Origin of the sequence: Salinicoccus luteus DSM 17002, from assembly GCF_000712035.1 — a bacterium.
Classification (GTDB): domain Bacteria; phylum Bacillota; class Bacilli; order Staphylococcales; family Salinicoccaceae; genus Salinicoccus; species Salinicoccus luteus.
In genome coordinates this window covers 52,617-67,213 of record NZ_KL544008.1, presented here as the reverse complement: position 1 = coordinate 67,213, position 14,597 = coordinate 52,617, and the positions used below count along the sequence as shown (strand labels likewise).

The following is a 14,597-nucleotide window of genomic DNA, read 5'->3' as shown; positions in this document are numbered from 1 at the left end:
TTTCCTGAAAAGGTGTCGTGCAATTGGTAGGCAATCCAGGAATTAAACGGTAGAATGGAAGTAAGCGCTATCGCTGAAGTTCAATTCCAATGGGGTGTATATATATGATGAAAGTGTTGATGTTCGTGCTGCTGAGCCTGCCGTTCGGCAATGGGGAGGTCGCGGATTACGAAACATATGAGAAGGAGCTTGCGCATGTGTCCGGGGAGACGATACATAACGTGATCAATACCCACTTCCAGACATCGTTCAGCTTCGCAGCAACGGGGGATGTGCTGATCCACGACCATCTGTACGAGGATGTGGAGACGGATTCGGGCTACGACTTCATCTCGCGTGTCGACGAGGTGGCGCCGTATCTGCAGAAGCAGGATCTCGTGTTCATGAACCAGGAGACGCCGATCGGCGGGGAGGATTTGCGACTGAGCGGCTATCCGGCGTTCAATGCACCGCTTGAGGCGGCGGACCTGCTCGAATATTTCGATGCGGACATCGTGTCATTTGCGAACAACCATACGCTGGACCGGAGCACGGAAGGTGTGGAGCGCACGGCCGATATCCTGAATGAGAAGGGAATCGAGTATGTCGGGGCGAACACGAGCCCCGAGGATGCGGAACGGAAACGGATCATGGAGGTGAACGGGGTCGAAGTCGGATTCCTCGCCTACACATATGGTACGAACGGCATCCCGGTGCCGGAAGGTGAAGACCATCTCGTGAACCTGATCGACATGGATACGATCCTCTCCGATATGGAGGATCTGCGGGATGAGGTCGACATGCTGGTCGTCAGCATGCATCAGGGCGTCGAGTATGAACCGTATCCGCGTGATGAACATGTGGCCCAGTTCGAGCAGATCGCAGAAGCCGGCGCGGATATCGTGCTCGGCCACCACCCGCACGTGCTGCAGCCGGTCGACATCTATGAACGGGAGGGCGGCGGGGAGACCGTCATCGCCTACTCCCTCGCCAACTTCTTCAGTGCCCAGCAGGACCTCGACACCAAGCTCGGCGGGGTGATCGAATTCGATGTGAACCACAAGATGGGGACCGGCGAGACCACAGTCGAAGGCGTCCGCTTCATGCCGACCTACGTCCACAGTGAGGGATATGACAACTTCGAGCTGATCCCGTTGGCCGATGCCGATGAATACGGACTCGAGGATGCCGATGGCGTCTATCAGGATGTCAGTGAGCATATGCAGTCATATACGGATGAACTCGAAATCGTGGAATACCTGGAATAATAATGATGAACGCCCCGAAACCCGGGATGAGAAGACTTGGGTTCCGGGGCGTTTTTGTGTGGGGATGGATGGCGCATGGGGCTGGGCTTTCAGTCGGAACGCGCCGCACTGTGAAGGGGCACTTCCCGTTATATTATTTTCCTCTTTTGAATGATAGAAAATCATCATTTTTATTTTATGGCAGTTCTTAATTTAGAGAAATAAAAAGCGGCAGCTCCCTGCCCCGTCTCTCCGAAATCAGGAAACAGGTCAGGGATGGCTGCCGGTTCATTTCAAATATTCATTTTCGAATTTCTCATAGAGCTGCTGCTCGAAATAATTCCGGTTCGCCGTGATGTAGGCCTCGACCAGGATATAGGCGAAGAATGCATAGTAGACCCCGCCGATCAGCCCCCAGTGGCTGCCGCCCAGAAAGAACAGAAGCAGGCTCGGCAGGATGATGGTAAGGATGAGCAGCGCGATGGCGACATACCGGTGGAAGCTTGTCTGCTTCATCTGCTGCTGCACTGCTTCATCGATTTCCCCGATGAATGTACGATGATGCTCCTTTGCTTCCGGATCCAATTCCTGCAGTTTGTGGGGCGTGAGAAATTCCGTCACCCTCTTCTCTCCGCTGATGTCGTGTTCCTTGTATTTTATTCCGACATTCGGATTCGGTTTGAAAAGATATCTGGATGCTTTTGTCAATGGTACTGACATTATTTTCCCTCCTTGTCCGTTTCCTACGTTTGGGTTACCATTAAAGACATAAATCTGTAACATTCATTTAATTCTAATATAGAGGTGATGAGATGTCTAACGAGGAAACTGAAAAATCCTTTTCAAGAAGGAACTTTCTGAAGATGTCCGGTGTGGCCACAGGAACGCTTATAACGGGTACATATCTTGGATCGCTGCTCGGTGATGAAGCGCCTCCGGCAACCGATGAACCCGAAACCGGAAACCAGGGGGATTCAGAGGGGTCCGATTCCGGCAGCCAGCAGCAGAACTTCACACGTGCATATAAGTTCTTCCAGAACCCGGAAGAATTCCGGATAATCGAAGCGGCGACTGAGCGGATCTTCCCTGAAGATGATAATGGACCGGGCGCTAAGGCGCTTGGAGTCGCATGGTTCATCGACCATGAGCTCTCAGGGGGCTATGGTGCGAATGCACGGGAGTACATGAAGGGGCCCTTCAAGGAAGGTACAGACTTCCAGGGGCCACAGTATGCAACGCTCAGAAGGGATATTTTCCGGGATGGGATCCGTCTTATGAATGAAGAGGCATTATCCAATCATGATATGCCCTTCTATGAACTTGAAGGCGGCCAGCAGGACGAGATCCTTACCCGTCTGCAGGAGAACGATCTGGAACTGCCCGGGCTTGAAGCCGGGGATTTCTTCGAGGAGCTGCGCCTTGTCACGCTGTCGGGCGCCTATGCTGATCCACTGTATGGGGGCAACATTGAAATGAAGGGCTGGGAGATGAAAAAGTTCCCGGGTGCATATATGAGCTACAGAGAGGAAATCGAACAGGAAGGATTTGTGGAGAAGGAAATGCAGTCGAATTCCACACACATTTCCCATTAACCAATAGGAGGCGAATGAAATGGCTGAAACACTCGATAAGAAGGAAGTCGTCGTTGTCGGCATGGGATGGGCAGGAAGCATCGTTGCTGCCGAGCTTGCCAAATCCGGCAGGCAGGTGCTCGGTCTCGAACGGGGCCGCGAGAAGACGACGCAGGACTATCTGACCGCGCATGATGAGTATCGCTATGTCGTCGGACACGAAATGATGCAGGACCTTTCCAAGGAGACCATCACCTACCGCAATACGCTTGATGAGGAGGCTTTGCCGATGCGCCGCTTCGGTGCATTCCTGATCGGGACGGATGTCGGTGGCGGCGGCGTCCACTGGAACGGTGATACATGGTTCTATCATCCATACGACTTTGAACTGAAGTCACGGACAGAAGAGAAATATGGACAGAATAAAGTTTCCGACGATTATCTGATACAGGACTGGGGCATTACATATGATGAGCTCCTGCCCTATTATGAGAAATTCGAAGAGACGGCCGGCATCAGCGGGGAGCAGAACCCGATGGGACCGGAACGCAGAAAACCGTATCCGACACCGCCGATGAAGATGACGCCGCTCCTTTCGGATTTCAAGGCGGCCTGTGAAGCGGCGGGCACCACCCCGTTCAGGACACCTGCCGGCAACATGTCGGAGGAGTATACGAATCCTGACGGCATGACACTTGCCGCGTGCCAGTACTGCGGCTTCTGCGAGAAGTTCGGCTGTGAATGGGGAGCCAAATCCTCCCCGATCGTCACAACGATTCCGGTCGCCAAACAGCAGGACAGCTTCGAACTGCGCACGAACGCAAACGTCCTCGAAATAATGAAGGAGGACGGGGAAGTGACCGGCGTCCTCTACATCGACCCAAGAACACAGAAGGAATATATCCAGCCCGCTGACGTTGTCGTCATCACGAGCCATACGACGAACAATACGAAACTGCTACTCCACTCCGAACTGGGTACGCCGTATGATCCTGAAACAGGTGACGGGACAGTCGGAAAGAACTACTGTCTCCATATCACGCCATCCGTCACTGCCTTCTTCGACAAGGAATACAACATGTCCATGGGGGCCGGCGCGCTCGGCGTGACAATCGATGACTACAACAATGACAACTTCGACCACTCGGAGTACAACTTCATCCACGGCGGATCGATATCCATGAAACAGCAGGGCAAGCGTCCCATCCTTGAGAATGCAGTACCCCAGGGCACAAAGAATTGGGGCGCTGAGTTCAAGAACGAATCCATCAAGGCATATAACCGCTCTGCAGGGGCATGGGCACAGATGATCACGCTTCCTTATGTAAACAACTACCTGTCCCTCGATCCGACATACACAGATGAATATGGCCGCCCGCTTCTCCGGGTCACCTATGACCTCACCGACCATGACAGGAATGTACACGAGTTCATCGCGGACCGCATCGAGGAGATACTGGATGAAATGAACCCGGTATCCAAAAACCGCAGCGAGCTCGGCGAGCACTTTGATATACTGCCCGCCCACAACGACCATATCGTCGGCGGTACGATTATGGGTGCGGATCCTGAGACGAGCGTCGTCAACAACTACCTCCAGATGTGGGATGCCGATAATGTGTTCGTCATCGGCGGGTCCAATTTCCCGCACAACGGCGGCTACAACCCGACCGGCACGGTCGGTGCCCTGGCATACCGTGCAGCTGAGGGCATCGAGCAGTACCTCGATGACAACGGCCCACTCGTCGACGCTTAACTTTATTCAGCAGAAAAATGAATGGTACAGGCATACGGCTATTCTCCAGGTGTATGCCTGCTGCATTTATGATAATGGCAGGTGAGCGCTATGACCAATAATAAAAATACAAGGAAAGATGCACTCAAGGAGGCTGTACAGGGCGGACAGGGTAGTATGACAAAAGCGGAGAAGCGCCGCAAGGTGACGGTCGAGACGCCCGATGCGACACTGATCGAGCACATCAGTGATCTGAGGAGCATGCTGATCAAGTCGGCTGTGATGTTCGTCTTCTTCTTCATGCTGATCTTCCTGACGATCCAGTACTGGTTCCCCTATCTGACGAAGGGGCATGATCTGATCGTAAGGGGACCGTTTGAGGTCATCCGGTTCTATATCCGCACATCCGGTGCGCTCGGCATCGGACTCAGCCTGCCCTTCATCTGCTACTTCGTCTGGCAGTTCATGCGGCCCGGCCTTGTGGAGAAGGAGACCCAATTTCTGAAGTCCTATTTTCCGATCATGTTCCTGCTGTTCCTTGCGGGACTCTCCTTCGGATACTTTGTGGTCCACCCGATCAGCTACTTCTTCCTGATCCAGATGGGCGAAGAGAATTTTGACGTCCTCGTCACAGCCGATGAGTACATGTCATTCCTTTTGATGACGACGATGCCGTTCGGGCTGATCTTCCAGCTGCCGATCGTCGTCCTCTTCCTGCACCACATCGAGCTGCTCGACTCGGCCCTGATGAAGCAGGTCCGGAAGTATGTCTATTTCGGACTGCTCGTCGTTACTGCGCTGATCGTGCCGCCGGACTTCTTCACCCATCTCATTACAGTCGCGCCGATGATCGTCCTGTATGAAATCAGCATCTACCTCGTAAAGCTGAAGGAGAGGCGCGCGTTGAAAAAAGCACGGAAAATGGAAGCGGCAAATTAAAGAAGCGGCATGACTTTGCATCCTGTATGGACCAAGGTCATGCCGCTTTTCATCTTCACTGCCGTCTGCCTGCCCTTTCGTTCTTCTCCAGAGTTTCCGCCATGAAATCCAGAAGCTCATCCTTCATGTCGGATTTCAGTGCGTATTCGATCGTCGTCTTGACGAAGCCCGACTTGTCCCCTACATCATAGCGGCGGCCTTCAAAATCGACGGCGTGCACATCACCGCCCGCTTCACCGACTGCCCGGATTGCGTCCGTCAGCTGGATTTCCCCGCCGGCGCCGACCTTCCCTTTTTCGAGGTGGTCGAATATTTCAGGTGTCAGGACATAGCGGCCCATGATCGCCAGTGTGGAGTCCGTCACATCCGGTGCCGGCTTCTCGAACATGTTGGACAGATGGTACAGATTGCCCTCCTGCCTGTCGAATTCCACGATGCCGTATCGGGAGGTCTCGGATTTCGGCACCTGCTTCACTCCGATGATGGGGCTCTGGCACGCGTTATACTGCTCGATCAGCTGACCGATCGCCGGTGTGCCGCCTTCATTGTCCACGATGTCATCCCCGAGCAGGACTGCGAAAGGTTCGTCCCCGATGAACTGCCTGGCTGTATGTATGGCGTGGCCGAGCCCTTTCGGGGATTTCTGCCTGACGTAGAAGATGTTCGCAAGCCCTGTCGCATGCTCTACTTTTTCCAGCAGCTCGAACTTCTCCTTATTTTTCAGATTCATCTCAAGCTCGATCTGGTGGTCGAAGTGATCCTCGATCGCCCGCTTATGCTTGCCGGTGACGATGATGATATCCTCAATTCCCGCCTCCACCGCTTCTTCGACGATATACTGGATCGTCGGCTTGTCCAATATCGGCAGCATCTCCTTCGGCATCGCTTTTGTCGCCGGCAGGAACCTGGTTCCGAGCCCTGCTGCGGGAATGACCGCTTTTCTTACCTTCTGCATCTCTCCATCTCCTTTTTCATTCCATCTCTTTTCCTATACTATAACAAATACTGAGCGATTATATGGGATTTGCGTGTAATTTGTTTTTGAGGGCGTCGTAGTGCCAAGCCTGCCTGCCCACATAATAAAAAAATCAATCAAAAAAGGAGGGCCCATGCCCTCCTTTCCCCGGTCAGATTAAGCTGCTTCCGCTTCGGCTTTCTCCTTCTCAGCAGTGCGCCTTTCTTTTCGTCTGACGAGGATGATGCTGATTTCATACAATCCGATCATCGGCAATAGTGTAATGAGGTGGGTGAAGAAATCGGGTGGTGCGATGAGTGCGGTGATGACAAGCAGCCCGAAGTAGGCGAACTTTCTGGATTTCTTCATGAGATCGGAATCGAGCAATTCTATATGATTAAGGAATAGAACAACAATCGGCAGCTGGAAGATCAGCCCGAACGGAATCGTCGTGATCAAAAGGAATGACATGTACTCATCGGCTGTGACGAGCACATCGAAGTTGATCTGCCCCATCTCTATCAGAAAGAAGTAGCTGATCGGATGGACGACGAAATAGCCGAAGGAGAGACCAACCAGGAACAGCCCGAGCATCACCGGCAGCGATCCCTTAAGGAACTGGGTCTCCTTGTCGACCAGTCCCGGCCGTACGAACTGCCAGAGGAACCAGCAGATGAACGGCAGGCTGAGTCCGAGGCTCATGGCTGCCGAAGTCCGGATGTAGAACCGGATGACTTCGAAGGGGCCGAGGACGACGATGTCTGCGCCCTTCGAGACGACCGGGAACCACCAGCCGACAGTCATGAATATGGTGAAGAACCACAGGACAAAGACGACTGCCGATTTGATCAGCAGGCTCCGCAGGTCCTCGATGTGATCCATGAGTGGTGCATATGGATCTTCGGTGCTCACCTTTTTCCTTTTCCTCGGTTCCTCCGGCTCCTGTGGGTTGCGGGGGCCGTTGCCACCGCCCCCATCTCCACCGCCGGAACCGCCTGAAACTTTCCTGCCCTCGTCCTTTTTGTCCTTATTGCCTTTCCTCTTGTGTACCGGACTGACGCTCAGGTTTTGATATGGATCCATTTATATCACCTATTCTTCTTCGAGACGTCCGCCTTCCTCAGCGAATCTGATTACGCCCTCTGCACAGCGGTAGGCGAGTGCACCGACTGTTGCAGTTGGGTTGTACCCACTATTATGGACGAAACTGCCGGCACCGACAACAAACAGATTGTCACGGTCCCAGTGCTGGAGCCACGTGTTCGTCACACTCGTTTCCGGGTCGTCCCCCATGATCGTACCGCCGGTGTTGTGTGTGGACTGGTATGGCACGATGCTGTAGTCCGAGATCTCCGCATCGACGACGACTTCATTGGCGCCCATCTCCTCGACCACTTCGGCCGCCTTCTCAGCGAGGTACTTCTGGGCGGATATATCCTGATCGGTGAAGTTGTATGTCAATTGGACGAGCGGCACGCCATACACATCCGTGTATTCGTCATCAAGGTCGATATAGTTATCCTTGTGCGGAAGCGATGCCCCCTGCCCCTGGACGCGCAGTGTGCGCGTATAGCTTTCGATGGATTCCTTCTTGAATTCACTGCCCCACGATGGCGTATCCGGACGGATCCGGTTCGTTGCGATCGGACGGTTGCCGGTCTGGGTGATGGCCATGTTGCCGCCATGCAGGAAGTCGAGATCCGAGTGGTCGAAGTTGTCCCCGTTATAGTTGTCGAATGCCATGCCGAGGGCGCCTGCTCCCATGAATGTGTTGAACTGTTCATCGAAGTAGCCCGTTGCGCCGCCGAAGATCTGGTAGCAATAGTTGCGGCCGAGCGTGCCCTCTTCCGTTTCGGGGTCATACTGCTGGCCGATGTCCGAGACCCTGAGCAGTTTGTAGTTGTTGAAGACGTAGCTGTTCAATACTACGACATCCGCCGGCTGGATGAACTCTTCGCCGGTACGCGTGTCGACATATCTTACGCCGGTGACCTGGCTGTCGTCATCTTCATCCGTCAGTATTTCAACGACGTTGGAGTGTGTGCGGACTTCGAAGTTGCCGGTCTCCCTCGCAGCCGGAATGACTGTGACTTCCGGGGAGGATTTCGCCCCATACTCGCAGCCGAAGCGCTCGCAGAATCCGCAGTACTGGCATGCAGCGATGGTCTGCCCATCCGGATTCTCGAACTGTTCACTCAAGTTCGCCGACGGCATCATGATCGGGTCGTAGCCCAGATTGGATGATGCCTCCTCGAACATTTCAAGAATGCGCGTCTTCATCATAGGTGGCGTCGGGTACGGATTGGAACGTTCGCCGCCCAGTGGGTTTTCCTCTCCCGAAATGCCGGCTGTCTTTTCAAACTTGTCGAAATAAGGCTCAAGCTCGTCGTATGTAATACCCCAGTCTTGTAGCCTGTATCCGTCGTCGTCGCGCAACTTTTCACTGCCGTACCGCTCCTCCGTCATCGAACGGATTTCGAAGTCATATGGCAGAAAGCGCCATGTCTGCCCGTTCCAGTGGGTACCGGCCCCACCCAGGTTCTCCCCGAGCAGGAAGGATCCCATCTGCCGCATCGGCAGTGCACGCTGTTCCCGGCTGTTCCTGAAGGTGATCGTCTCCTTCGAGACATCCTGCATCAGTTCATATCTGATCGCATATTTGTATTCGTCATGAATGTGCTGGTAGTCCTCGGTGCCGCGTTCCCTGCCCCGCTCGAGGCCGACCACCTGAAGACCCGCCTTCGCCGCTTCTGCTGCCACGATGCCGCCTGTCCAGCCGACACCGACGGTGACTACATCCACCTTATCCATTTCCGTTGCCATTATGATCGCCTCCAAATAGTGGTTGTGGTTCGATTTCGACCATGCTGTCGCTCTGTATCCTGTCGATGTACTGGTACTGGTGACCCGGGAAGTTCTTCATCTTCCAGCCTTCCATGCCACGGTTGCCCCGATAGAGCGGGTCTGCATATACCCCTTCGATCGTTGCCGAGCGCAGGAGGCCGAAGAAGTCCTCGGGCGTCGCCGTTGCAGGCGGCACACCCATATCTGCCTCCCCTTCCTGGAACCTGGTCAGTATCTCATCCTGGTCCTCTCCTTCAAGGTTGCTGAAATCATCATCGAACTGTTCGTTGGCCTCCGCATTCAGACGCTCGATGCCCAACCTGAACAGTTCCGACCGCTTCAGACGGGACTGGTACCCCTGGGTCGTCTCCCCTGCATAAAAGGGACCCTGCATATATTCCTTCGTGTTGTTGCCGTATTCCCCGGCGAGCTGCATATCCAGGAAATAGGGTGCGCCGAGTGTGATGGCCCCGGGCCCCATATCATCCTCGGGGAATATGCGCTCCATGGCCTGTGAAATCGTTTCGAATTCCGCGTCGTTATGGAAGAAGATGCGCCCCGGGTCATGCTGTCCCTGGGCCGTGTCCCCTCCAGTGTCCTGCTGGCCGTTCTGTGCCGTATCTCCGCCGGAGTCGCCGTTCATGTTGAATCCTACAAAGCCGCCAAGCAGCGATCCGCCTATGATGCCGCCTGTCGCAACCCCTGTGGTCTTGAGAAAATCACGTCTTGAAAACTGCTTTTCATCCGGTCCTTTTTCTGCCATTATCAACACCCCTTTGATAAATAGATGATTTCATTATATAATATTAACAGAATATTGCAAACATAGATGGGAGGGAAAGTCATGGCTTTTTTCAAATACCTTACATGGGACAACTCGCATATGGACCTCCGCTATACGAAAGACGAGTACGGCGGTGATGTCCACATCACCAAAGTTTACCGTGATGCCCGGGATGTGGACCTCGAGCGGGTCAACCGGAAATATTCGGATCAGCTCCGGGACACACAGCGTGCCATATACGGCAACCGCCTCGGCATGCTGCTTGCATTCATCGCACTCGTCATCATGCCGGCGCTCGTCATCAGCGTCATCCAAAGCAACATCCTGCTCATCGCTGCCATCACCGTCTACACGATCCTCGCCTACTTCATCGTCGAAGCGATCAACCAGGTCGAGATCAACCGGCTGCTCTACAGGCTCGACCGGGAAATAAAATCCTCGCCCCGCATCGAGCAGCGGCCCGAAAACATGAAACAGGGTTGAAGTCCATGACTTCAACCCTGTTTTTCTTTGCCCCGTGATGTATCTAGTCCTCCGGCCTTCCCCCATAGGCGGCCGAGGGTGTTCGCACGGCGGAAGGTGACCCCCGTCTGCTTTTCCCCGACTGCGATGCATCTTTGTTTCCCGCCTGTCGTGATGCGTATCCACCAGAGCCCTTCATTGACATAGAGCCGGTCGAAGCGGACCTTCGTCCCCGGTGTGATGATGCCCCTCGCTGCTGCCTGCTTCGACGGATGATCCCGGAGCCGTATGCGGCTGTCTGCCGTGAAGTGCCCATGCCACAGCCAGGTATCAAGGTGCACCGCTTCCGAGACGTTTATTTTCAATGGATTGATGCCGGTGCACACAAAGGCGCGTTCCCCTGCGATGTAGCCGTATTTCTGGAACTGGATGTGCAGATGGCTCGCCATCTGCACATTGTCATAGTTCGTGTTCGACTGGAGCCCCACGGTATCGCCCTGGCGGACGGTCTGCCCGACACGGACTTTGAGGTTCCGGTCGAGATGCCCGTAGATCACCTGGATGCCGAGCGCTTTATTCGCAATGACCACCGTCCCGCCGAAGTTGCCATGGCGGGCCGTGCCCGGAGCGACCTCCCCGCTGCACACTGCCGGCACGGGTGCCAGATGGGCCTTGGCGAGGTCATATGCCCGGTGGTACCCGCCGCAGTACGTGTCATAGTTGTAGCCATCCACCGTATAGTCCCGCTTCCCCCATATGCCGCTTCTGTACCGGGTCGGATCGGATGTGACCCTGAACCCCTGACCCACAAGATAATCGATTGGATTCATGAATGTCCTCCTTTTTCTGTACTGATCCATATATCGAAGACTTGTGTGTAAAAAGTTATTGACCACCTCGGTCAATGGGAATATAATGGAGTTGACCAGGTTGGTCAATATAAAGGAGGCGCCCATGAAAAAGCCATTCAAAAGGCTGGATGACGACCAGCAGTATCACATTCTGACCACCGCCATGGCCGAGTTCTCGAAGCACGGCTACAAGCAGGCCTCGACCAATCGCATCGTAAAGGCTGCAGGCATCAGCAAGGGGATGCTCTACTACTATTTCGACAGCAAGCATTCGCTGTACTTGAGTGCCGCCCGGTATGCCTACGACCATTTCACTATCAACCTCCTCGACCAGGTGCGTCTCGAGGAGGAGGGCTTCATCGAAAGGCTGGCCAGGCTGTCGCGGGTCAAGCACAAATATTTCATGCAGCACCCGGAAATCTCGCAGTTCGTGACCCATATGTTCTATGCGACCGAACTGCTTGAGGACTACCAGCAGGCGCTCGAGACACTCAGAAAATCGAACCTCGATGCGATGTATGAGAAGGTCGACATGGAACTGTTCCGGTCCGACATCGACCGGGAGACGATGATGAAGATGATCCGCTGGACATTCGACGGCTACATCCGGGAGATGGAGCAGCACTTCGAGGCGGAGGGGATCGACTTCGGGCAGATCGATGCCTACTTCGACCGGTTCGAAAGCTATCTCGGGACAATGCGTACGCTCTACTATAAGGAGGCAGGACAATGACAGTACTTGAACTGAAAGGTCTGACGAAACGGTTTGGCAGGACGGTCGCTGCAGATGATGTATCATTCGAGCTCAGGGAAGGCGAAATCTTCGGCTTCATCGGGCCGAACGGTGCCGGGAAATCGACGACGCTGCGCATGATCATCGGCGCGCTCACTCCGGATTCCGGGGAAATACTGATGGACGGCACACCGATCAGGAAGAACCGCCACTACAGGCAGAACATCGCCTATGTCCCAGGGGACATCGACCTGTGGGGGAACCTGACGGGGGAGGAGGTCATCCGCTTCTTCATGAAGGTCCGGGGCTATCAGGATACGGCACACAAGGACCGGCTGGTGGAGCGCTTCCGCCTCGATACTAAGAAGAAGTGCAAGGCCTACTCCAAGGGGAACCGCCAGAAGGTGGCACTGATATGCGCCTTCCTCTCCGATGCCCGGCTGCTCATCTTCGATGAGCCGACTTCCGGACTCGATCCGCTGATGGAGCGCACTTTCCATGAGGAAGTGACGGCGGCAAAGCGCGACGGCAGGACCATCCTGCTCTCAAGCCATATCCTCTCCGAGGTCGAAAAGCTGGCGGACCGCATCGCCATCATCCGCGAAGGGCGGATCATCGAAACCGGGCGCCTCGAGACACTGCGCCATATTACAAGGACCGAGTATGTCGTCCAGGCGGAAGGGGACCTCGATGCGCTCAAGTCGCTGCCCTATGTGCATGACTACGAGGTGACGGATGCGGGAACGCATATGCGTGTCGACAACGATGCGGTCGGCGATTTCCTGCAGGCACTCGCCCCGCATCAGCCGAGCCATCTGGAGTCGCTGCCGCCAAGGCTCGAGGACATATTCATGCGCTACTACGAAGATCGGCGTGAACAGTCATGAGACACTTCCTGAAGCTGACACTCGATGACACCTGGTTCCGCATCCTGCTGTGGATCATCGGCATCAGTGTCCTGACGCTCATCGTCCCCTATGCATTCTTCGGGCTGTATGACGATCCCGCCGAACGCGAGGTGCTCCGGGAGACACTGGATAATCCGGCGCTGATTGCGATGATCGGACCGGTGCCGGAGGGTGCCTATACGATCGCCGTCATGTTCAGCCATGAGATGCTCGTATTCATGGGTGTCATCCACGGGCTGTTCAGCGTCATGATCGCCAATTCGGTCAGCCGCAAGATGGAGGACCAGGGCCTGATCGAATACGTCAACAGTGCGGGCATCACGCGCCAATCCATATTCATGACCCAGCTCCTTGTCGGCGTCGGCATGAATGCGGTCCTCGGCATCGTGATATTCGCCGGCCTGTTCCTGACGCCGGACGACTCGTTCACACTCGTGGGCAGTGCGCTGTATGCCATCAGCACCAGCCTGTTCGGCATGATGTTCTATGCACTGACGCTCGTATTCGCGCAGCTCCTGCCGGCTTCGGAGTGGACGTTCGGGGTCTCCCTTTCCATCCTGCTCCTTCTGTACCTCTACCGTGCCATCACCGATGTTGCGAGTCCGGCCCTGTCCGTCATCTCGCCATACAACTGGCTGACACGGCTCGAGCCGTTTGCGGGCAATGAAGCGGTCTGGCTGCTGCCGTTCCTCATCACCGTGCTCCTGTTCGGGCTGGCGTGGATCCTATTTTCCGGAAGGGACCTCGATGACGCCCATCTGAACTTCACCATGAATAAAAAGCCGCGCGCCATCGGCTCCTATCCGCGCCTGATGATGGGCAGCATGAAGATACTCGTTGCAAGCTGGCTCATCGGCATGGTGCTGATCGGCGCTTCATACGGATCGATATTCGGCGACCTCGATGCCTTCATCAATGAGAATGCATTCCTTGCAGAGAGCATGGCTGCTGCCGGCGAAGATCCCGTCACACAGTTCATCAGCGTGCTCGTGCTGATAACCTCCATCATCGGCATCATTCCTGCCTTGATGATCTCCGGACGCATCCTGCGCGAGGAGAAGCACGGACGTCTCGAATGGCTCGAGAGTGCGGGTATCCGCCGCCGAACGATGCTGTTCTCCCACGGCATCTACGCGGTAATCGTCGGATTCGTCGGTGTCGTCGCGGCCATGCTTGGGATGTATGGCGCCAGTGCGGGCGTCAGCGGCATCGACATGACACTCGGCGATTATATGCTCATCGCCGTCAACTACGGCGGAGCCATCATCCTGTTCGTCGGGCTGTCGATGCTCTTGATCGGCATTTCCGCCCGCCTCCACATCGTCGTGTGGTTCTATCTGCTGTATGCCTTCTTCGTCAACTATCTCGGCATCATCATCGGACTGGATGATGCTTGGCGGATGGCGACACCGTTCCATTACCTGGCCGAAGTGCCGAAGGAATCGATCGACTGGGCCGCCTGGAGCATCGTCACCGCCATCGGCATCGTGCTGATGGCCCTGGGCGTGCTGCTGTTCAGGAGAAGAGATGTCGGCTGACCGGCGGAAGGTTGGTGTTCAGGCTCAACCGAAAGCCGCAGCACCTCCCAT

14 protein-coding genes are annotated in these 14,597 nt (G+C 55.0%); 8 read left to right on the top strand and 6 right to left on the bottom strand.

Annotated features, from left to right (window positions below; genetic code table 11):
- Window positions 1–104: 104 nt before the first annotated feature.
- Window positions 105–1,247 (top strand): CapA family protein, encoded by a 1,143-nt coding sequence (locus BO53_RS0110180; RefSeq protein WP_245608231.1) that lies wholly within the window; start codon window positions 105–107, stop codon window positions 1,245–1,247.
- Window positions 1,248–1,514: 267 nt separating this feature from the next.
- On the opposite strand, the gene BO53_RS0110175 is transcribed toward BO53_RS0110180, so the two are convergent.
- A complete protein-coding gene (locus tag BO53_RS0110175) occupies window positions 1,515–1,946 on the bottom strand; it encodes a hypothetical protein (RefSeq protein ID WP_031547853.1) in 432 nt (143 codons plus the stop codon).
- Window positions 1,947–2,038: 92 nt separating this feature from the next.
- Between BO53_RS0110175 and BO53_RS0110170 the strand changes: the two genes are divergently transcribed.
- The 3 genes from BO53_RS0110170 to tatC (BO53_RS0110160) all read left to right on the top strand — a co-directional run bounded on the left by BO53_RS0110170 (window position 2,039) and on the right by tatC (BO53_RS0110160) (window position 5,471).
- Complete coding sequence (locus BO53_RS0110170; protein WP_031547851.1) at window positions 2,039–2,818, top strand: gluconate 2-dehydrogenase subunit 3 family protein; 780 nt, start codon at window positions 2,039–2,041, stop codon at window positions 2,816–2,818.
- A 19-nt stretch (window positions 2,819–2,837) separates the two neighbouring features.
- A complete protein-coding gene (locus BO53_RS0110165) occupies window positions 2,838–4,553 on the top strand; it encodes a GMC family oxidoreductase (RefSeq protein ID WP_031547848.1) in 1,716 nt (571 codons plus the stop codon).
- A 90-nt stretch (window positions 4,554–4,643) separates the two neighbouring features.
- On the top strand, window positions 4,644–5,471 hold the full coding sequence (gene tatC, locus BO53_RS0110160; protein WP_031547846.1) for a twin-arginine translocase subunit TatC: 828 nt from the start codon (window positions 4,644–4,646) through the stop codon (window positions 5,469–5,471).
- A gap of 55 nt (window positions 5,472–5,526) precedes the next feature.
- Here the strand turns inward: tatC (BO53_RS0110160) and galU are convergent, their stop codons facing one another.
- The 4 genes from galU to BO53_RS0110140 form a co-directional block, all read right to left on the bottom strand.
- Entirely contained in the window at window positions 5,527–6,426 is a 900-nt protein-coding gene (gene galU / locus BO53_RS0110155; RefSeq protein WP_031547844.1) for a UTP--glucose-1-phosphate uridylyltransferase GalU, read from the bottom strand.
- 177 nt (window positions 6,427–6,603) lie between these two features.
- Window positions 6,604–7,509: a twin-arginine translocase subunit TatC gene (gene tatC, locus BO53_RS0110150; RefSeq protein ID WP_031547842.1), complete on the bottom strand. Its 906-nt coding sequence runs from the start codon at window positions 7,507–7,509 to the stop codon at window positions 6,604–6,606.
- 9 nt (window positions 7,510–7,518) lie between these two features.
- A complete protein-coding gene (locus BO53_RS0110145; RefSeq protein WP_031547840.1) occupies window positions 7,519–9,249 on the bottom strand; it encodes a GMC family oxidoreductase in 1,731 nt (576 codons plus the stop codon).
- The gene (locus BO53_RS0110140) at window positions 9,230–10,033 is read right to left on the bottom strand and encodes a gluconate 2-dehydrogenase subunit 3 family protein (protein ID WP_031547838.1); all 804 of its coding nucleotides are present in this window, start codon (window positions 10,031–10,033) and stop codon (window positions 9,230–9,232) included. Before BO53_RS0110140 ends, BO53_RS0110145 begins: the two co-directional genes overlap by 20 nt.
- A gap of 81 nt (window positions 10,034–10,114) precedes the next feature.
- On the opposite strand from BO53_RS0110140, the gene BO53_RS0110135 reads away from it, so the two are divergent.
- Complete coding sequence (locus BO53_RS0110135; protein ID WP_051683090.1) at window positions 10,115–10,537, top strand: hypothetical protein; 423 nt, start codon at window positions 10,115–10,117, stop codon at window positions 10,535–10,537.
- Window positions 10,538–10,548: 11 nt separating this feature from the next.
- Here BO53_RS0110135 and BO53_RS13595 read toward each other — a convergent pair whose 3' ends face one another.
- Window positions 10,549–11,346, bottom strand: coding sequence for a M23 family metallopeptidase (locus tag BO53_RS13595; RefSeq protein ID WP_031547835.1), 798 nt, complete (start codon window positions 11,344–11,346; stop codon window positions 10,549–10,551).
- A gap of 124 nt (window positions 11,347–11,470) precedes the next feature.
- Here BO53_RS13595 and BO53_RS0110125 point away from each other — a divergent pair, with 124 nt between their 5' ends.
- The 3 genes from BO53_RS0110125 to BO53_RS0110115 are packed head-to-tail and all read left to right on the top strand — an operon-like array spanning window position 11,471 to window position 14,546.
- Window positions 11,471–12,100, top strand: a complete 630-nt coding sequence (locus tag BO53_RS0110125) for a TetR/AcrR family transcriptional regulator (protein ID WP_031547833.1) — start codon at window positions 11,471–11,473, stop codon at window positions 12,098–12,100.
- Complete coding sequence (locus tag BO53_RS0110120; RefSeq protein WP_031547831.1) at window positions 12,097–12,987, top strand: ABC transporter ATP-binding protein; 891 nt, start codon at window positions 12,097–12,099, stop codon at window positions 12,985–12,987. Before BO53_RS0110125 ends, BO53_RS0110120 begins: the two co-directional genes overlap by 4 nt.
- A complete protein-coding gene (locus BO53_RS0110115) occupies window positions 12,984–14,546 on the top strand; it encodes an ABC transporter permease (protein ID WP_031547829.1) in 1,563 nt (520 codons plus the stop codon). The genes BO53_RS0110120 and BO53_RS0110115 overlap by 4 nt, the downstream gene beginning before the upstream one ends.
- Window positions 14,547–14,597: the final 51 nt, after the last annotated feature.